This window comes from Micrococcus terreus, from assembly GCF_900116905.1.
Taxonomy (GTDB): Bacteria; Actinomycetota; Actinomycetes; order Actinomycetales; family Micrococcaceae; genus Citricoccus; species Citricoccus terreus.
Window position 1 is genome coordinate 114976 of sequence record NZ_FPCG01000003.1, and the last position, 18536, is coordinate 133511.

The window sequence follows — 18536 nt, forward strand, 5'->3', positions numbered from 1 at the left end:
CCCCGCCGCGCCACCCCGCCCGGCCGCGTAGGCTCGAGGTCATGAGCGAACGCACCACCCACCTGCTGGTGGACGGAGAGAACATCGATGCCACCCTGGGAGGCTCGGTCCTCGGCCGCCGCCCGCACCCGGAGGAGCGTCCGCGCTGGAACCGGCTGATCGAGCACGCCGAGGAGATGTGGGATCAGCCCGTCAACGGCCTGTTCTTCCTGGCCGCCAATGACGGCATGCCCATGCCGTTCGTGCAGGCGCTGCTGGCCATGGGGTACCGCGCGGTGCCCCTGCGCGGCGAGGGCAAGGTGGTGGATCTGGCCATCCAGCGCACCGCCGAAGCCCTGCTGGATCGCGAGGATGACGTCCTCCTGGTCAGTCACGACGCCGACTTCACCCCGCAGATGACCGCCCTGGCCGAGACCGAGGGCCGCCGCACCGGTGTGATCGGGTTCCAGGAGTTCATGGCCTCCAGCCTGCGCGCTGTCCCCGGGATCGAGTTCCATGACCTCGAGTACGACGTCCACGCCTTCACCAGCACCCTGCCGCGCATCCGCATCATCGAGATCGACGAGTTCAACCCGCTCGACTTCATCTGAGTCAGGGGTGCAGCGGCACCAGCAGACCCACAGCAAGGCCCACCACGACGGCGGCCACCACCGGAAGCACCATCCACACCTTCACGGTGGGGCTGGCTTTCCCGTCGGGCTTCTGGTCCGGCTTGGGTGCGGTGAACATCCCGATCACCAGGGCCGCGACCAGTACCGCTGCTGCCGTTCCCGCGCTGAGCAGGGCCTGCGCCACCAGGCTGTCCGTTCCTGAGGAGTCCAGGTGGTCGCTGGCGATCTGGTGGAAGGCGCCTTGCGGGGTGTCGCTGAACAGCAGACCGGACAGCGCGCCCGGGGCGAAGGTCCCGAGGGTGATCAGCCCGGCCCCCGGCGCGCCGGTGATCTGCAGGTTCACGGCGGTGTCTGAGCTGCGCAGCCGGAACAGTGCGATGCCGCAGAGGTAGGCGACTGCCGGGATCACCATCAGCAGTGCGGCGGTGAGGCTGACTCGCACCACCGTGCCAGCGCCGTGCTCCATCAACGTGGTCTGGTGGGTGGGTCCTGCCGGCTCGCCGACCAGGGCACCGAGCAGCGGGACGATCGCCGGCCAGAAGAACACGGTCCACAGCACGGCCAGCACCAGCGCACCGATCGTCAGCATGAACCGGCTGCGCATCACGGCGAGGAACGGATTGCTCATGGGCATGCCAGCAACGCTACCGGGGGCTCACTCGCCGAAGCGCAGCAGCCGATCGTCGCCGGGACCGGGCGAACTGCGGCCATCGGTCCGGAGCGAGCCTTAGGATCAGCTCGACACCGAGGATGAGGAGACCGGGATGATCGTGATCGAGCATGAGGCGCAGGTTCCGGTGGGGGAGTACGGTGCCTGGTTGCCGCCGCACACCGTCCTGCGGCCCAGCCAGGGTGATCCGTTGCCGGACCGTGCGCAGGAGCCTCTCGTGGTGCTGGGCGGGACCATGAATGCGGTCGCGGACGCTGAGCATCCGTGGCTGGCCCCGGTGCGCGACCTGATGGCCGACGCGGTGGACCGTGAGATCCCGGTGCTGGGGATCTGCCTGGGAGCACAGATGCTGGCGGTGGCGACCGGCGGTGATGTGGTGGTGGGTGACCCCGCCGGTCTGGAGCTGGGGGTGACGGACATTCAGCTGACCGAGGCCGCCGCGAAGGATCCGCTGTTCAGCGGGATGCCGGAGCGGTTCCAGGCACTGTCCGCCCACAGTGACGGCTTCCGCCGGTTGCCGGAGCACGCCCAGCTGCTGGCCGAGTCGGACCGGTACTGGCAGGCCTTCCGCGCGGGGACCTGTGCGTGGGGTGTGCAGTTCCACCCCGAGGTGGACCGGGAGACCTTCCGGTGGTGGGCTCGGAACGACATCGGGCAGCATGCAGACCCCAGCGAGGAGAACCTCGAGCGGATCCTTCGGGAGGCCGACGAACGGTGGGACGCGATGGCGCAGACCTCGCGACTGCTGGCCGAGCGTTTCGGCCGGATTGCTGCCGGAACGGCGTGAACAGAGGCAGGATGAAGACATGACGACGACGAAGGACTCCGCTGCAGGCACTCCCATGGTGCGGGAGCTGATGGACGAGCTTGCGGCGCTGGAGGATCACCGGTCGCGGGCGGTGAACGAGCGGCACGGTGATGACCACGGGGTGAACCTGACGAAGCTGCGGGCGGTGGCCAAACGGGTCAAGACCAACCATGGGCTGGGCGTGGAGCTGTGGGGGACCGGGGACACGGCGGCCCGGCTGCTGGCACTGCTGATCGTGCGGCCCAAGGAATTCACGGCGGAACAGCTGGATGCGATGCTGCGGGAGTCGCGCGCGCCCAAGGTGTTCGACTGGCTGGTCAACTACGTGGTCAAGAAGTCCCAGCACGCCGAGCAGCTGCGGGAACAGTGGACCGGCGACGCCGACCCCGTGGTGGCCAGTGCGGGCTGGGCGCTGATCACCGAACGCGTGAAGAAGAAGCCCGAGGGCATGGACTTGGACGGGCTGCTGGACACGATCGAGGTGCAGATGAAGGAGGCGCCGGATCGTCTGCAGTGGGGCATGAACAACTGCCTGGCCGAGATCGGGATCCGGTTCCCGGAGCATCGGGACCGGGCAATCGGGATCGGCGAGCGGCTCGAGGTGCTCAAGGACTACCCGACCCCGCCGAACTGCACCTCCCCGTACGCGCCGATCTGGATCCGAGAGATCGTGCGCCGGAACGAGGAGGAGTGAGCAAGAAGAAGGCGAAGGGACGGTCGGTCGCCAGACCGGAGGCGCCCGAGGCGGAGTACGGGTTCCCCGAGGAGCTGACCACTGAGTTCCCGCGCGAGGTCATCACCCGGGTCGCCCAGAACTATCTGCGCGCACAACGCCCTTACCACCGGATGAGGAAAGCCGTCCACGACCGGTGGGTGCAAGGTGGCAACTGGACCACGGACGAGGAAGAGCGTCGCAGCGAGGAGCTGACGAACAGCCCGTTCTATGAACAGGCCGACAATGAGGCGTACGAGATCATAGCTCTGGGATCCAAGAACGACAGGGACTTCCTGATCTTCGAACTGCTTCGAGGTGCCGAGAACGAATGGGAGTCCAGTCATATGCTGGGGGTTGTCTTCTACCTCGACATCGAACCGCCTCTGCCCCGTGCCCTGCAGACACAGATCCGCAAGGCCATTGCGCTCGATCCTGACCTGGGACCGGTGGCGGAGGACCACCGTTGGTTCGACGAGACCGTGCCAGAACGGCCGAAGCGCAAGAATGGCCCACGCTGGCCGAAGAAGCGCCCCGGGGACGACGGTCCGCTGGAGGTCTACTCGCAGCTACTCTAAACAATTTAGAGTAGCTGCGAGTAGGTCTGAGAGTAGATCGGCCGCAAGGCATCCGATCGCCGGGTGGGACGGACCGAAGCGGAACGGCCCTGCTCGCCTGGTGCCGGTGGGCACTCAGGTGAGCAGGGCCGTCGTCGGGCAGGATCCCGTGAGGGGTGCTGAGGGTCAGTCTCGGACGGGGACCTGGGTCATGGCCGTGGTCTCGCCGTCGCGCCAGATGGTGACGCCCTTGGCCTCCGGCAGGCTGGAGGCGCGGAACACGGGGTCCTGGCCGGCGGCGCGCTGACGGCTGTAGTCCTGGAGCAGCTTCACCGCCAGACCACCCAGCGGAATGATCGCGATCAGGTTGATCGTGGCCATCAACCCCATGAACAGGTCCGCCATGTTCCAGATCAGGGACACCGAGCCCAAGGCTCCGCCGAACACGCACAGCATCACCAGCACGCGGTAGGACAGCACCCAGGGACGGGCCTTGGCCTCGCCGGCCAGGAACTCGATGTTGGCCTGACCGTAGTAGTAGTTGCCCAGGATCGAGGACCACGCCAGGAAGAAGATCACCGTGGTCAGGAACGGACCCGCCCAGGCGCCGACCTGCTCCTGCAGAGCGGACTGAGTCAGGGCGATGCCGGCCACCTCATCGGTCCCGAAGGACGGGTTGGAGAGCAGGATGATGAACGCGGTGGCCGAGCAGACGATGATCGTGTCGAAATAGACGCCCAGGGACTGGGTCAGCCCCTGCTTGACCGGGTGGGACACCGAGGCGGTGGCCGCGGCATTGGGGACCGAGCCCATGCCGGCCTCGTTGGAGAACAGTCCGCGGCGCATGCCCTGCATCAGGGCGGCACCGAACGCGGCACCGGTGATCTGTTCGAAGCCCAGCGCGTGGCCGACGATCAGTGCGATCATGGCCGGCACCTCGGTGATGTTGATGAACACCACGACCAGGGCGAGCACGATGTACGCGGTCGCCATGACCGGCACGATCACGTTCGTCACCGAGGACAGACGACGGATGCCACCGAAGATCACCACGCCGGTCAGCAGGGCGATCACCGCGCCGGTGATGATCGCGACCGTGGGGGAGCCGCCCACATTGGCCTGGACCGAGTCGCTGATCGAGTTGGACTGCACGGCGTTGAACACGAAGCCGTAGGTCACCGTGATGACCACGGCAAACACCGCCGCCAGCCAGGGCTGACGCAGACCGTTCTTGATGTAGTACGCCGGGCCGCCGACGAAGCCCTCCTTGCCGCGCACCTTGTACAGCTGTGCCAGCGAGGACTCCACGAACGCCGTGGCGCCGCCCATCAGCGCCAGGAGCCACATCCAGAACACCGCTCCGGGTCCGCCGATGCTGATCGCGAGGGCCACGCCGGCCACGTTGCCGGTGCCCACGCGGGAGGCCGCTGAGACCGTGAACGCGCGGAAGGCCGAGACGCCGTGGTCGGCATCGTGCCCGCCCGGCTTCTCGGTGATGGTCCGGAGCATGTCCGGCAGGAAGCGCACCTGGACCAGAAAGGTCCGTGCGGAGAAGTACACACCAGCGATCACCAACAGGGCGATGACGATGTACCAGTACTTGTCATTCACCCAGAGGATCTGCTCCGCGAGGGAGTCCATGAAAGATTGCATGGGAACAGGCTAGCGACTGCGAAAACCATCTGCGCGGCTCCAAGGCATGGCGGGGGAAGGAACAGAGAGCGGGGCGTGGCTGAATCGTGTCTTGTGGGGGGGCGTGCCAGGTATAGGATCAGCTCAGACACCGGGGATGTGCCTGGTCAGAGGGGAACAGGGGGAGCGGCGCATGGGGCGCAGAGGCGCGCGGATGTCCGGGGCGGCGGTGCTGCTGCTCAGCGGGCTGTGGATCGCAGGCTGCACCGGGACGGCCGAGGTCCCCGACCCGGGCACCACTGAGCCCCCGGCCGCGCAGCCCGCGCCGGCGGAGAGTCAGCCCGTCCCAGAGGTTCCGGACGAGCCGTCCATGGACGCCGTGGCCTACACGACTCTGATCGACGGAGAGCAGTATGTCGGCCTGAAGGACCAGGTCACCCCCGGCCAGGATTATGGAGTGCGCGTGGTCTGCGACGCCGGCGAACTCGAGTACGAGGTCCGTGCACCCGAGGAGGTAGAGGCATTCTCCGACGAGCAGGTGATCGCCTCCGGACGGGTCTCCTGCCCGGTGGACACGATCCAGGACAGCTTCACCGTCCCCACGGGGGACCCCGGGATCCGGCTGCCCAATGACGGCTCGTGGCAGATCAGCCTCTCCCACATCGACGGTGTGACGAATGCCCTCGCGGAGCTTGTCCCGGCCCCGTCCACCCGCGGCTGAGCGGTTCGTCCCCGAGAGTGGCTCCCCGGGCATATGACCTGACCCCACACACACGGCGACCCGGCACGTGAAGGTGCCGGGCCGTCGTCGGGAAGTGCTGGAGAGGTGAGAGGCGCGGGAGGTGGGCTCAAAGGCCGAGGTCGCGCCCGATCAGCTCCTTCATGATCTCGTTGGAGCCGGCCCAGATCCGGTTCACGCGGGCGTCCTTCCAGGCCTTGGCCACGCGGTACTCGTTCATGTAGCCGTAGCCGCCGTAGATCTGAACACAATGGTCCAGGATCTCGCCCTGCACGTCCGAAGCCCAGTACTTGGCCTTGGCGGCGTCCACTGCGGAGAGCTCGCCGGCGGAGTGCGCCATCACGGCGTCGTCCAGGAACGCCTGGGTGACCTCTGCCTTGGTGACGAGCTCGGCCAGCAGGAACTTGGTGTGCTGGAAGTGGCCGATCGGCTGCCCGAACGCCATGCGCTCCTTGGCGTACTCGATGGTCTCGTCCAGGATGGCCCGCGCGTGGGAGAGTCCGTAGACCGCGGCGCCCAGACGCTCCTGGGGCAGGTTGACCATCATCTGGATGAAGCCGGTGTCCAGCTCGCCGATGATGTTGGCCTCCGGCACGCGCACGTTGTTGAAGAACAGCTCCGCGGTGTCCGACTCGGGCTGGCCCACCTTGTCCAGCTTCCGGCCGCGCTCGAAGCCCTCCATGCCGGCCTCCACCCCGAACAGCGTGATGCCCTTGGCCTTCTTCTCCGGGCTGGTTCGCGCAGCCACCACCACCAGGTCCGCCGAGTAGCCGTTGGTGATGAAGGTCTTGGAGCCGTTGAGCACCCAGTGGTCCCCGTCCTTGACCGCGGTGGTGCGCAGGTTGGCCAGGTCAGACCCACCGGAGGGCTCGGTCATGGCGATCGCGGTGATGATGGAGCCGTCCGCGATGCCCGGCAGCCAGCGCTGATGCTGCTCCGGGGTGCCCAGCTTCACGATGTACGGCGGCACGATGTCCGCATGGATGCCCACGCAGGAGGAGATGGCGAAGCTGGCCTTGGAGAGCTCCTCGAACAGGACGGTGTTGAACCGGTAGTCCTCCGGGTAGCCCCCGCCGAACTCCTCCGGCACCTCCAGCCCCAGCAGCCCCTGCTCGCCGGCCGCGGTCCAGAACTCGCGCGGCAGCGCCTTGTCCTCGATCCACTGCTCCAGGTTCGGGGTGACGTGGCGCTTGACGAACTCGGCGACGGATTCGCGGAAGTCCTCGTGGTCGGTCTCGAAGATGCGGCGGCGCATGGGGGTCCTCTCGGTGGTGTGGGGGCGGTGCTGAGGTGTCCTCCCGAGGGTGCCAACCGCGCGGCCGAAATGCAATACCCGCCGGTAACTTCGTGGTGTGGGTGGGGTGGGGGCGGCGTGAGGGGCGGCGGGTCAACTGTCGTACCCTCTGCGACTTTGCGTACCGACTGCCGGTGCGATATGTCGCAGTGGCGACGCAGAACGCTGGGGTGCGATCAGTGGTACAGGTCAGCCACGCCCCGGCTCGTCCGCCCACGGGTCCGTCAGATCGTCCCCGCCCCTGCGCATCCAGTCCCGGTGCCACGCGGGCATCCACTGCCGCGGCCACCACACAAAGCTGACCAGGCCCAGGCCCAGGAACACGGTGCCGAGCAGGTCGTACACCTCGGTGTCCCCGGGGATCCCCTCCGGTCCGGCCACGAAGCCCAGCGCCAGGAACACCAGGCCCAGTCCCATGAACCCGCCGACCAGGGGGAAGGTGGTGAACGGGACCACGCTGAGCAGCATGCGCGGGAAGAACACCCAGCGGCGCCACCGCCCGGAGAGTGCGAGCACGGCAGCCACCACTCCTGCGACTCCCAGCCCGATCATGATGCTCCACAGCAGCCAGCCCAGCGTCTCCGATGACACGCGCCTCATCCCCTCCTGCACAGCGGACCTGTTCCGCCGGTTCGCCCACGAGCGTATCCGCACCCCGCCCCACCCCGCAGGCGCCGCCGTACAGTGGGAAGCATGGCGTTCCAGTACTGGACAGAGACCGCAGGACACGGGGCCTGGCGCGAGGTGCCCGAGCCCCACGCCGACGTGAGCGCGGGCCAGCTGCGCGTGCGCACCACGGCCACTGCCGTGTCTCGCGGCACCGAGACCCTCGTCCACACCGGGAAGGTGCCGGCCGCCGTCGGGACCCTGATGAAGGCGCCCCACCAGCTCGGCGAGTTCACTTTCCCCGTCTCCTACGGGTACCTCGGCGTGGGCGAGGTGGATGAGGGGCCGCAGGAGTGGCTGGGCGCGCGCGTGTTCGGTCTGCTCCCGCACCACAGTCACCACATCGTGTCCGCGGCGGACCTCCAGCGGATTCCCGACGACGTCCCTCACCACCGCGCCCTCCTCGCCGGAGCGGTGGAGACAGGGCTGAACATCCTGTGGCAGGAGCCGCCGCGGCTGGCGGACCGGGTGGCGATCATCGGGGCCGGGATGATCGGGACGGCCGCCGCGCTGCTGGCCTCCGGCATGGGGCTGGACCGGCTGGAGGTGCTCGAGACCAATGAGGATCGGCGGGAGCTGCTGGCCGGGCTGGGGCTGACCGCCGTGCACCCGGAGCAGGCCGCGGGCGACTGCGACATCGTCATCCACACCTCCGGCTCCGAGCCCGGGCTGGCGCGCGCCCTGGAGATCGCCGGGGACGACGGCACCGTGGTGGAGGCCTCCTGGTTCGGCTCGCAGGCTCCCCGGGTGCCGCTCGGCGCTGACTTCCACGCCCGGCGGCTGAAGATCGTGGCCAGCCAGGTGGGGCAGGTGGCTGAGGGGCGCCGCGCTCGCCGGACCCGGGCCGAACGGCTGCAGACCGCCCTGCGCCTGCTGCGGGACGAACGGTTCGAGGCCCTGCTGACCGGGCAGTCCCCGCGCGAGGAGCTGCCCGCCGTGATGGACCAGATCACCTCGGACACCGAGCTGGCGCGGACCACGCTGTGCCACGTGCTGACGTACTGATTCACCGGAACCACTGACCTTCCACACCACCACACCCCGATCCGAGCAGGAGAGACATGTACAGCCTCACCGTCAACGACCATGTGATGATCGCGCACAGCCTGCCGAACGAGTTCTTCGGCCCCGCCCAGGGCATGCACGGCGCCACCCTGGCCGTGGAGGCCACGTTCTCCCGGGCCGAACTGGACGAGCACGCCGTGGTCCTGGACATCGGGGCCGCCACGGAGATGCTGGACGAGGCACTGTCCCCATTGCGCTACGCCAACCTGGACGAGCACCCCGACTTCGCCGGCCGGCTCTCCACCACGGAGGCCACCGCCGAGTACATCGGCAGTCGCCTGGAGGACGCGCTGGCCGACCAGCCGGACGTGGGCATCACCGTGACCCTGACCGAGAATCCCCGGGCGAAGGTGTCCTACACGGTGCCGGGCCGCCCATGAGCGACTGCGGCCGGCACATTCGCCGTGACCCGAACGACGTGGCGCACCTGGAGCCCCTCCGGGCGCGTGGAGATCGGCCTGCACTTCACCTGATCGAGCCGGACTTGGGGCGAGTCTCCGGCGGGTTGCGGTACAACGAGTCCCTGGCCGCGGGGGCTGACGAGCTGCTGCACCAGACCGGCGTCATCCAGCGGCACTCGGTCCCCGGGGCCTGGCCGCACCCGTCCGCCGAGGATGAGGCCGCCGTGCACGAGCTCGCCGCCACGCTGGACGCCCCTGTGGTGGTGGACGGGCTGATCGGGTCATCGCTGAGCGCCCCGTTGGACCTGGACGTCCCGGTGATCCAGCTGATCCACGCGATCCTCGCCGAATCCGATCCCGCCGCCCTAGACCGCGAACGGGCCAACATGCACGCCGCGGACGCCGTGGTCACCACCAGCCCGCATGCGCTGCGGACGCTCCAGCAGCTCACCGGGATCTGGGCGTCGGTGGCCAGGCCGGGGGTGGACCTCAGGCCAGTGACGGAGGGCAGCCCGGACGGGAACAGGTTCATCTGCGTGGGCGCCGTGGAGCCGAACAAGAACCAGCTCTTCCTCACCGAAGTGTTCGCCGCGCTCGCCGCCCGGGGCCTGGCCGACTGGCACGTCACCTTCGCCGGACCGCACACGGACCCGGACTACGCCGCGCGGCTGGTCCGAGCCTGCGAGCAGTTGCCGCCCGGGACCACCACGGTTACCGGCGAGCTGACTCCCGCCGAGGTCGATGAGCTCTACCGCACCTCCGATCTGCTCCTGCTGCCCTCCGTCCGGGAGACTTACGGTATGGTGGTGACGGAGGCGGCGGCCGCCGGACTGCCCTCCGTCGTCACCGAGGGGACCGGTGCGGAGGACGCTCGGGTGGCCGGGGCCCTTGCAGCTCCCGAGGTCACCGAGTGGGCGGACATCCTCGAGGGGTGGCTCACGCAGCCGTACCGGCACGATCTCCAGCGTCAGGCCGTGCAGGCGCGCAAGACCCTCTACCGCTGGCAGGACACCGCTGACGACCTCTTCCGCGCCCTACACGCCATCTCCCACTGCACCGAGAGGACCCCATGACCGGAGCCGCTCCCGACTGGCTCGAGGCACGTGCCCCCTTCGACGACGCCGCGCGCGAGCAGTCCCTGCCCCTGCTCGAATCCGCTGCGCACACCCTGCTGGAGAGCACCGATCCCGGAGACACCGTCACCGTGGTGGACCTGGGTGCCGGCACCGGCAAGTCCGCGGCCTGGTTCCGCCGCCACCTCACCCCGCTGCTGCCAGACCGCCAGATCGCCTGGCACCTGGTGGACGGCCACGCGCCCTCGCTTGAGCTCGCCGGAGAAGCCTTTCCCGACGCCGGCCGCCTCCTGAGCATGATGTCTGACCTCCCAGCGGCGCTGGGTGAGCACCTGGAGGAGACCTCCGGGCGGCCCGCCCCGGGCAGCCTGCTGCTGACCTGCAGTGCCGTGCTGGACGTGCTGACCCAGGCCGACGTGGACGCCGTGTTGGACACCCTCACCCGCTGCCGGGGGCTGGGGCTGTTCCTGTTGAGCATCACCGAGCACTGGCACCTGGATCCGGCCGACCCTCGGGACGAGCAGCTCGCCCAGGCCTTCACCGACCACCAGCGGTGGGGAGACAAGCTCGGTGCCCACGGTGGTCAGACCATGGCGCAGTCCGCTCGTCAGCGGGGGATCACCGTGGAGACCTCTGAGAGCCCATGGCGACTGCACGCGCCGCAGGATGCCGAGTTCATCCAACGGTTCCTGGCCGAGCGCGTGGCCGCGGTGGTCGAGGCCGAGCCGGACCTGCAGCGTGTAGCCGCCGACTGGCTCGGGCTGCGCACCCGTCAGGCTGGAGGGGACGAGGGTCTGGCTGTCACGGTCGACCACGTGGACGTCCTGCTCAACGCCCGCTGACCGTGGCCCCCTGGATTCGCCGCACCGTCGCCCTGGCGACCACGGTGCTGTTGCTGTGGCTGACCGTGCGGGCCGTCGGCTCTCAGGCACTGCTGGACGCCGGTGCCGTGCTGACCCCACTGGCCTTCTTCGCCGCGCTCACCGCCGGGCTGGTGGTGGCGCTCAGCCAGGCCCTGCGCTGGCGGGTGCTGGCCGCTGCCCAGGGGATCCGCATACCGTTCCGCCAGGCCGTGCGAGACTGCTACGCCTCCAGCTTCGGGAACATGGTCCTGCCCGGCGGGCTCGGGGGAGATGCCGCGCGACTGGTGGTCTACCGGAACGAGGGGCGGCGTCGGTGGTGGTCACCGCTGGTCGCCGTCGGGGCTGAACGGCTCAGCGCTACCACCTGGGTCTTCGCCACCGCCGCTGCCGTCCTGACCGCCGCCGGCGCACCACCTCTGCTCACCCTCCCGGCAGTCCTGGCCGCGGCCGTGTTCCTGGCCGCCGCCGTCGCCTGCACGCGGGGCATGCGTGCACGGCGTCAACTCCTGGTCTGGTCCACCTCTGCCGTCAGCGTGGCCGCCCTGGTCGGACTCTTCCTGGTAGCCATGGCCGCGCTCGGCGGACCGGTCCACGCCCCCGTGGCGCTCATCGGGCTGGCCTCCATGAGCCTGCCGATCGGGGCCGGCGGCTGGGGCGTGCGGGAGTTCAGCGTCGGAGCCCTGGCGCCCACCCTCGGGGCGGAACCCGACTGGGCCGTCACCATGGCCACCGGCTACGGACTGCTCGCCACGGTCTCCACCCTGCCCGGCGCCGTGATCCTCGCCTGGACCGCCCTGCGCGCCCGCGCCGACTCGTCCCGCTAGGCGCAACCCACGCGCGCAGCCCACTCCACCCGCTCCCTGCGCAAAGTGACAAAACCAGGTCACTTGGGTGGGGGCGAGGTCACTGTGCGCTTGGGGGTGGGGAGTCGTGGTCCTTGGCCGCATCGCTGAGCACGAACTCGGTGCAGATGTCCTCGCCGAAGGTGTAGCGGCGGAACGGGGTGCGCAGGGCCTCGGCCATCATGGGGGAGCCCTCGAACCGGATCCCGGGCACGCCGTCGCCGATCAGCACCGGGGCCACGGTCAGGAACAGCCGGTCCAGCAGCCCCGCGGAGAGGAACGAGGACACGGTCTTCCCGCCGCCCTCCACCAGCACCGAACCACTGACGCGCTCCCGGACCACCGCCAGGACCGCGGCCGGATCGACCAGGCCAGCCGAGCCGCCGTCGGGAAGTCTCACTGTCTCCACATGCCCACCCAGGCCGGAGGGCACCTCCGCCTCCGCGCTCACCAGCCACAGCGTGGGGGCGTCCGGGGACTGCAGCACGCGGCTGTCCACGGGGATCCGCGCGTGCGGGTCCACCACCACGCGCAGCGGGTTCTGCCCGTGCACGGCTCGCACGGTCAGCTGCGGGTCGTCCGCGCAGACCGTCCCGGCGCCCACCAGCACGGCGTCCACCGCGGCCCGCAGGTGGTGCAGGTGCGTGCGGTCAGCCTCGCCGGAGACGAACTCGGCGTCCCCTCCGCGCGCGGCGATGAACCCGTCCGCGCTCTGGGCCATCTGCGCCACCACCTCGGGGTGCTCGGCCAGGGTGCTGTAGACCGGGAAGGTGTCCTCCTGCACCGTCAGCGCCGCGGCACCGCCCTCGCGCCCGGCCTCACCGGCCAGCGGATCATGCCGCATCCGGGCTCGCTTGGTCTGCAGGTAGTGCGAGTTCTCCGGGCGGTCCAGCACCGGCAGCACCACGCGGTCGGCCACCGTGATGCCCAGCTGGGTCAGCGCCTCGGCCTTGGCCGGGTTGGAGGAGAGCAGGCGGACGGTGGTGCAGTCCAGATCGCGCAGCATCTCGGCGGCGGCGGTGTAGTCCCGGGCGTCGTCCGGCAGGCCCAGGGCCCGGTTGGCGTCCACGGTGTCCATGCCCTGGTCCTGCAGGGCGTAGGCACGCAGCTTCGCGGCCAGCCCGATCCCGCGGCCCTCATGCCCGCGCAGGTAGAGCAGGATGCCCGTCCCGGCGGCGGCGATCGCGGCCAGCGCGGCGTCCAGCTGATCCCCGCAGTCGCACCGGTGCGAGCCCAGCGCGTCCCCGGTGAGGCACTCGCTGTGCAGGCGCACGATCGGCGCCTCCGCCCGCTGCGGCTCGCCCATCAGCATCGCCACATGCGTCACGCCCTGGTACGTGTAGGCACAGGTGGTGAAGACGCCGTGATCCGTGGGCAGAGAGGTCCGAGACTCAAGGACGAGGGTGTGGGTGTGGTCCTGGTCGGTCTGCTTCATGCGCTTCAGTCTAGGGTCCGGACCGGCGCGGATCGGCGCTCCCGCACCGCCCCGTGGCGCTCCAGCCAGGCGATGTCCCGTCCGAAGGAGACCAGCAGCGAGACCACCGCCGCTGCCGCACAGGTGATGCCCAGTGGTGGGATGCCCACCGCGCTCGAAGTCCCCGCGGCCAGCAGCAGGATGCCCTGCATCGCGGCGATCACCTTGCGGCTGAACAGGGCGGGCAGGCGCCGGCGCCAGGCGGTGCGGACCCTGCCGGTCAGCCGGAACGCGTAGTGCAGCACCCCCGGGATCAGGCACCACACACCCCAGACCGGCACCAGCGCGATCGAGAGGATCAGCACGAACAGCGCGTCCACGTCCTCATCGAACCGCGCGCCGGCCCGCGTGGTCCCACGGCGCCGGGCCACCTGCCCGTCCACACCGTCCATGGCCAGGGCCACCGCGCCCAGCAGCACGGCGGGCCACGGGAACGCGAGGGTCTCCCGGTCCAGCAGCAGGGCGGTCACCACGACGACGGCCGCGCACCTGAGTGAGGTCAGGTCATCGGCCGCGGTCCACGGGTCAGAGCGCCGTAGGCTGCGGGCGGAGCCCGCGACGGCGACCAGGACGCACAGGGCGAGGGTGGCGGGGTGCGGATCGATCTGCCAGCTCAGGATCAGGGCTGTGGCGAGGGCGAGTATGGGCACGGGGAGGCGCCGGGCGGGGTGCCGGGTGCCGCTGACTGCCATCTCTCTCCTGTCCGGAAGGGGGTTGTCTGATGCTACTGGGAGCCCTCCGTCCATCGGTGTGCACAGGGGCCGAAGCGTGCCCGGCCCCGACCGTAGACTGATCCACGTGAACACGCCCGAGACCACTGCGGAGGACTCCGCCGACCGTCCAGCAGGCCCGCAGCACCCGGAGGGCCGGAACTGGCCGCGGTTCCTGGTCATCGCGCTCTCGCTGGCCGGGCTGGTGGTCTGCATCATGTTCATCCAGGGGCTCCAGGCGATCATAGCCCCGGTGTTCCTGGGGCTGAACCTGGTGATCGTGGCCTACCCGCTGCAGGCCTGGCTCAACCGCCGCGGGGTTCCCCGCTTCCTGGGAGCCACCGTCACGGTCCTGCTGGTGCTGGTGGTCCTGCTGGTGTTCATCGGGCTGATCTTCTGGTCCGCCTCGGAGCTGATCTACGCCCTGCCCAAGTACGGACCGCAGTTCAACTCGATCTACGAGGGCATGGTGACCTGGATCGGCAGCTTCGGCGTCACCCCGGACATGGTGCTCAATGAGCTGGGCAACCTGAACATGTCCACGGTCGCCTCCACCGCGGTCAGCTTCATCACGCCGCTGCTCTCCAACGTCTCGGCGGTGATCGGCCTGGTGGTGACCGTGGTGATGACGGTGTTCTTCCTGGCCATGGACTCCGTGGCCGTGGAGCGCCGCGTCGCCCTGCTCACCTCCTCCCGCACCGACATGGGGGTGGCCCTGATCGACTTCGCCCAGGGGGTGCGCCGCTACTGGGTGGTGACCACGGTGTTCGGACTGATCGTGGCCCTGCTGGACGTGGTGGCCCTGGCGATCATCGGCGTGCCCATGATCTGGGTCTGGGGCGTGCTGAGCTTCTTGACCAACTACATCCCCAACATCGGGTTCGTGCTGGGGATGATCCCGCCGGCACTGCTGGGTCTGGTGGAGGGCGGCTGGGGTGCGTTCTTCGCCGTGGTGGTCTCCTACAGCGTGCTGAACTTCGTCATCCAGTCCATCATCCAGCCCAAGTTCACCGGGGACGCCGTGGGCGTGATCCCCACCGTCAGCTTCCTCTCCCTGCTGTTCTGGGCCTGGGTGCTGGGGTGGATGGGCACCGTGCTCGCCCTGCCCGCCACGCTGCTGTTCAAGGCGATCCTGATCGACGCCGACCCCCAGTCCCGCTGGCTCAACTCCCTGATCGCCTCGGATCTGAAGGGCATGGAGGCCCGGGAGCGCGGCTTCACCCGGGCGTTCAACCGCCAGGCCCGGTACGAGGTGGCCGAAGACGGGTTCGGCGGGACTGAGCAGACCGTGCACCCCGAGGACCAGACCCTGGCCACGCCCGATCCGCCCCAGGGCGTCCCCACGGTCGAGCACTGAGCGCCCCGCTGGCTCCAGCGTCCGTTCAGACTGATCAGCTCCTGATGAGCCGACGGACCTGGTCGATCAGCCCGTCCACGCGGTCGATCTGCTCCTCGGCCGCCCGCACGTCCTGCTCCACGGCGGAGCGGATCTCGTCGCCTTTCAGATGGCCCAGGTTGGTCTCCAGGGTCACGACGGCGGCCGTCAGTCCCGCACGCACCGCACCCAACGCTGCGCCCACGTCAGAGAGGACATTCCCGTTGGCGTCGGCGAGGACGGCCTCGGCCACGCCGATCAGCTCCCGGGCACACTCCACCATCCGCTGGGGCGGCTTCACCGCATCCCGCAGGGCGGACTGGATCCGTTCCGAGCGCTCTCGACGTGCGTCCTCGGAGTCCTCCGGCAGCTCGAAGGTCTCCGCGGTGGCCCCGAACCCGGCCTCGTCCTGATCGGCCAGCTTCAGCGCGGTGTCCGCCAGCTCGGCGCACCGCTGCGCGAGGTCCTCGCGATCGCTGAACCGGGCCGCCATGGAGATCAGCCCGGCGGCCAGGGCCAGCTGCACCGAACCGGTGGCGCCGCCGCCCGGGGTCGGTTCGCCCGAGCCCAGCCGCTCCAGGTAGCCGCGGACGGTCTCGTCCCGGATCATGCGGCCGAGGCCGTGGGCCGGGCCGGTCGGGCCGGCTGGGTCAGTCCCACGTGCCGGATGCCCACGCCGCGCTCGTAGACCTGACGGGCCGGCACTGGGATCACCTTGCGTCCCCAGAAGGCGGCCTCCAAGACCTGGTGAGCGCCGTCGTCGTGCTCGTCCTCGAAGGAGGGGACCACCACGGCTCCGTTGACCGGCAGGACGTTGACGTAGGACCAGCCCACGGGTCCGTGGCGATCGGTGAGCGTGGACGGGGCCGGGATGGTGGCGATGTTCAGCGGGCGACCCTGGGCATCCGTCTCACCCTGGAGCAGCTCCAGCGCGGTCTGGCTGACGGCATGGTCCGGGTGGGAGGGGTCATCCTGCCAGTGCAGCAGCAGCACGGTGGGGGAGGCGAAGTTCACCAGCTGATCCACCATGCCGCCGGTGCCGCGCGGACCGGCGTCCCGGGTGAGGCCGCCGGGCAGCCAGATCACCTTGCGCACATCCGTGTACCGGTGGAATTCCAGCTCCACCTGACGCCGGGACCAGCCGGGGTTGCGGGCCGGGTCCAACAGCGCGGCCTCGGAGGCGATCACCGTGCCCTCACCGTCCGTGACGAACGCGCCGCCCTCCAGGGTCATCAGCGACAGCTGCCGGGTGGCCCCGGTCATCTGCGCCATGGTCCCGGTGACCACCGAGTCCGAGAGGTAGTCCAGGCCCGGGCGGCGGCCGAAGCCGTTGAAGACGAAGTCCATCATGCCCAGCGCGCGGCGGCCGTTCGCGTCAACCTTCGCCTCGGGGCCGGTGGTGAAGACGGGTCCGGTCAGACGGATGAAGGGGCTGTCGAAGCGCTGCGGGATCACCGGGACGATCGGGTCCACATAGGTGTGCACCATGGTCCGGTCGGCCGGATCCACCAGCAGGGTCACCGGCTCAAAGTCCGCCACCTCGTGGGCGATCCGGGCCCAGGCGCGGCGCGCGGCGGAGATCTCCCACGGGGTGCTGCCCATCAGGGCGGTGGCCCGGGGGAAGGAGAGCCACATGCGCTCCTGCGGCTCCGTGTCCGCGGGCAGGTGCCAGGAGAGATCGGTCATGGGGTCCTTCCTGGTCAGCACCGTGCGCGCGGTCAGTGACGAGCCGCGGCGGGAAGAGCCGGCGTGGCGCAGGACCACCCCCATGCGACTGCACCTTCCATGGTAGGCGGTGCGCGGGGGTGGATGCCGGTCATCAGCGCACGGTGCGGACCGAGTGCGCTGAGGGCCAGGAGACCAGGGCCAGAACCAGCCCGACGACGGCCAGTCCGGCCAGGATCACGGCCACCGGCGCCAGGCCGAGAGCGGCTCCAAGCGTTCCGGCCAGGGGATAGGTCACCAGGAAGCAGGCATGGGAGAGGGAGAACTGTGCGGCGAACACGGCGGGCCGGGTGCCCTCGGTGCTGTTACGGCGCAACAGTCGGGCCGAGGGGGTCAGCACGGCTGAGGTGGCGGCACCGGCCGCGAACCACAGGGCGAGCAGAATGATGCACTGGGCCGTGCCGTCCGTCCAGTGGATGGCGGCCGCAGTGGCCAGCAGCATCACGGGCAGGGCCGTGGCGCCGGCGACCATGACGGTGCGGTCCGGGCGGCGGGCGAGCAGCCGGGTCATGAGCAGGGCCACCACCATGGACCCGCCGCCGTAGGCGCCGAGCATCAGCGCCACGTCCGGTTGGGGTCGTTCGAGCAGCCCCTGCACCAGGACCACGGTGTTGATGATGACCATGGCGGTGGAGGTGGCCACCACCAGGTTCAGCCCCAGCAGGCCGCGCAGCTCCCGCTCGGCCCAGAAGATCCGGGTGCCGCGGGTGAGCCGGTCCAGGAACGGTGTGACCGGTGGGGCGGGGATGTGCGGCAGGCGTGATGCCGCCACCAGGACAGCGGAGACGATGAAGCCGACCACGGTGCCCACGAAGAGGTTGTGGTAGCTGATCACCGTCAGCAGGGCGGCGGCGATCAGGGGGGAGAGCAACGACTCGAGGTCGTAGGCCAGGCGGGACAGGGACAGCGCCTGGGTGTACTCCTCCTCGTCCGGCAGCACCGAGGGGATGACCGCCTGGAACGTGGGGGTGAAGGTGGCCGAGGCGGACTGCAGCAGGAAGATCAACACGTAGATCTGCCAGGCCTCGGAGACGAACGGCAGGGCCACGGCCACGGCCGCGCGGATCAGGTCAGCGGCGATCAGCACGGGCTTGCGGGGCAGCCGGGCGGTCAGGGCGGTGGCGATGGGGGAGACCACCACATAGGCGATCATCTTGATGGTCATCGCCAGGCCCAGCACGATCCCGGCATCGCCTGCGGCGATGTCGAAGGCCAGTAGCCCCAGGGCCACGGTGAGCAGGCCCGTGCCCAGCAGGGCGATGACCTGGGCGCTGAACAGCTGGGCGTAGGTGCGGTGGCGCAGGACGGAGAGCATGGTC

20 protein-coding genes are annotated in these 18536 nt (G+C 69.7%); 11 read left to right on the plus strand and 9 right to left on the minus strand.

Annotation, left to right across the window (positions count from 1 at the left end; genetic code table 11):
• Positions 1 to 41 precede the first annotated feature (41 nt).
• Positions 42 to 590: an NYN domain-containing protein gene (locus BM355_RS04940; RefSeq protein ID WP_091695637.1), complete on the plus strand. Its 549-nt coding sequence runs from the start codon at positions 42 to 44 to the stop codon at positions 588 to 590.
• A 1-nt stretch (position 591) separates the two neighbouring features.
• On the opposite strand, the gene BM355_RS04945 is transcribed toward BM355_RS04940, so the two are convergent.
• A complete protein-coding gene (locus BM355_RS04945; RefSeq protein ID WP_143109424.1) occupies positions 592 to 1245 on the minus strand; it encodes a hypothetical protein in 654 nt (217 codons plus the stop codon).
• 130 nt (positions 1246 to 1375) lie between these two features.
• Here BM355_RS04945 and BM355_RS04950 point away from each other — a divergent pair, with 130 nt between their 5' ends.
• The 3 genes from BM355_RS04950 to BM355_RS04960 are packed head-to-tail and all read left to right on the plus strand — an operon-like array spanning position 1376 to position 3379.
• Positions 1376 to 2068 (plus strand): type 1 glutamine amidotransferase, encoded by a 693-nt coding sequence (locus BM355_RS04950; protein WP_091695642.1) that lies wholly within the window; start codon positions 1376 to 1378, stop codon positions 2066 to 2068.
• 19 nt (positions 2069 to 2087) lie between these two features.
• Positions 2088 to 2783 (plus strand): DNA alkylation repair protein, encoded by a 696-nt coding sequence (locus tag BM355_RS04955; protein WP_218154311.1) that lies wholly within the window; start codon positions 2088 to 2090, stop codon positions 2781 to 2783.
• On the plus strand, positions 2780 to 3379 hold the full coding sequence (locus BM355_RS04960) for a hypothetical protein (protein ID WP_091695645.1): 600 nt from the start codon (positions 2780 to 2782) through the stop codon (positions 3377 to 3379). Before BM355_RS04955 ends, BM355_RS04960 begins: the two co-directional genes overlap by 4 nt.
• A 165-nt stretch (positions 3380 to 3544) precedes the next feature.
• On the opposite strand, the gene BM355_RS04965 is transcribed toward BM355_RS04960, so the two are convergent.
• Positions 3545 to 4999: an alanine/glycine:cation symporter family protein gene (locus BM355_RS04965; protein WP_091695647.1), complete on the minus strand. Its 1455-nt coding sequence runs from the start codon at positions 4997 to 4999 to the stop codon at positions 3545 to 3547.
• 184 nt (positions 5000 to 5183) lie between these two features.
• Between BM355_RS04965 and BM355_RS04970 the strand changes: the two genes are divergently transcribed.
• Positions 5184 to 5711, plus strand: coding sequence for a hypothetical protein (locus BM355_RS04970; protein ID WP_143109425.1), 528 nt, complete (start codon positions 5184 to 5186; stop codon positions 5709 to 5711).
• 127 nt (positions 5712 to 5838) lie between these two features.
• On the opposite strand, the gene BM355_RS04975 is transcribed toward BM355_RS04970, so the two are convergent.
• Together BM355_RS04975 and BM355_RS04980 are read right to left on the minus strand one after the other, a co-directional pair.
• The gene (locus BM355_RS04975; RefSeq protein WP_091695652.1) at positions 5839 to 6984 is read right to left on the minus strand and encodes an acyl-CoA dehydrogenase family protein; all 1146 of its coding nucleotides are present in this window, start codon (positions 6982 to 6984) and stop codon (positions 5839 to 5841) included.
• Positions 6985 to 7212: 228 nt separating this feature from the next.
• Positions 7213 to 7614, minus strand: coding sequence for a hypothetical protein (locus BM355_RS04980; RefSeq protein ID WP_091695655.1), 402 nt, complete (start codon positions 7612 to 7614; stop codon positions 7213 to 7215).
• Between the two features lie 102 nt (positions 7615 to 7716).
• On the opposite strand from BM355_RS04980, the gene BM355_RS04985 reads away from it, so the two are divergent.
• Genes BM355_RS04985 through BM355_RS05000 form a run of 5 tightly spaced genes read left to right on the plus strand, consistent with a single transcriptional unit; the run spans position 7717 to position 11915 of the window.
• On the plus strand, positions 7717 to 8694 hold the full coding sequence (locus BM355_RS04985; protein ID WP_143109426.1) for a zinc-dependent alcohol dehydrogenase: 978 nt from the start codon (positions 7717 to 7719) through the stop codon (positions 8692 to 8694).
• A gap of 56 nt (positions 8695 to 8750) precedes the next feature.
• A complete protein-coding gene (locus BM355_RS04990) occupies positions 8751 to 9134 on the plus strand; it encodes a 6-pyruvoyl trahydropterin synthase family protein (RefSeq protein WP_091695660.1) in 384 nt (127 codons plus the stop codon).
• Positions 9131 to 10228 (plus strand): glycosyltransferase family 4 protein, encoded by a 1098-nt coding sequence (locus BM355_RS04995; protein WP_091695663.1) that lies wholly within the window; start codon positions 9131 to 9133, stop codon positions 10226 to 10228. Before BM355_RS04990 ends, BM355_RS04995 begins: the two co-directional genes overlap by 4 nt.
• Positions 10225 to 11070: a hypothetical protein gene (locus tag BM355_RS14325; protein ID WP_177227841.1), complete on the plus strand. Its 846-nt coding sequence runs from the start codon at positions 10225 to 10227 to the stop codon at positions 11068 to 11070. Before BM355_RS04995 ends, BM355_RS14325 begins: the two co-directional genes overlap by 4 nt.
• Positions 11071 to 11072: 2 nt before the next feature.
• Positions 11073 to 11915 carry a lysylphosphatidylglycerol synthase domain-containing protein gene (locus BM355_RS05000; protein WP_177227842.1) on the plus strand — a complete coding sequence of 281 codons (843 nt, stop codon included), beginning with the start codon at positions 11073 to 11075 and terminating at the stop codon, positions 11913 to 11915.
• Positions 11916 to 11994: 79 nt separating this feature from the next.
• Here BM355_RS05000 and ribA read toward each other — a convergent pair whose 3' ends face one another.
• Together ribA and BM355_RS14105 are read right to left on the minus strand one after the other, a co-directional pair.
• A complete protein-coding gene (gene ribA, locus BM355_RS05005) occupies positions 11995 to 13368 on the minus strand; it encodes a GTP cyclohydrolase II (RefSeq protein ID WP_091695669.1) in 1374 nt (457 codons plus the stop codon).
• 5 nt (positions 13369 to 13373) lie between these two features.
• Positions 13374 to 14099, minus strand: coding sequence for a CDP-alcohol phosphatidyltransferase family protein (locus BM355_RS14105; protein WP_245760606.1), 726 nt, complete (start codon positions 14097 to 14099; stop codon positions 13374 to 13376).
• A gap of 106 nt (positions 14100 to 14205) precedes the next feature.
• Between BM355_RS14105 and BM355_RS05015 the strand changes: the two genes are divergently transcribed.
• Positions 14206 to 15474, plus strand: coding sequence for an AI-2E family transporter (locus tag BM355_RS05015; RefSeq protein WP_245760607.1), 1269 nt, complete (start codon positions 14206 to 14208; stop codon positions 15472 to 15474).
• A gap of 34 nt (positions 15475 to 15508) precedes the next feature.
• Here BM355_RS05015 and BM355_RS05020 read toward each other — a convergent pair whose 3' ends face one another.
• From BM355_RS05020 to BM355_RS05030, 3 genes are all read right to left on the minus strand, one after another.
• Positions 15509 to 16102: a cyclodeaminase/cyclohydrolase family protein gene (locus BM355_RS05020; protein WP_091695676.1), complete on the minus strand. Its 594-nt coding sequence runs from the start codon at positions 16100 to 16102 to the stop codon at positions 15509 to 15511.
• Positions 16099 to 17178, minus strand: coding sequence for an agmatine deiminase family protein (locus tag BM355_RS05025; RefSeq protein WP_177227844.1), 1080 nt, complete (start codon positions 17176 to 17178; stop codon positions 16099 to 16101). Before BM355_RS05025 ends, BM355_RS05020 begins: the two co-directional genes overlap by 4 nt.
• 133 nt (positions 17179 to 17311) lie before the next feature.
• Complete coding sequence (locus BM355_RS05030; RefSeq protein ID WP_091695682.1) at positions 17312 to 18532, minus strand: MFS transporter; 1221 nt, start codon at positions 18530 to 18532, stop codon at positions 17312 to 17314.
• Between the last annotated feature and the right edge of the window lie 4 nt (positions 18533 to 18536).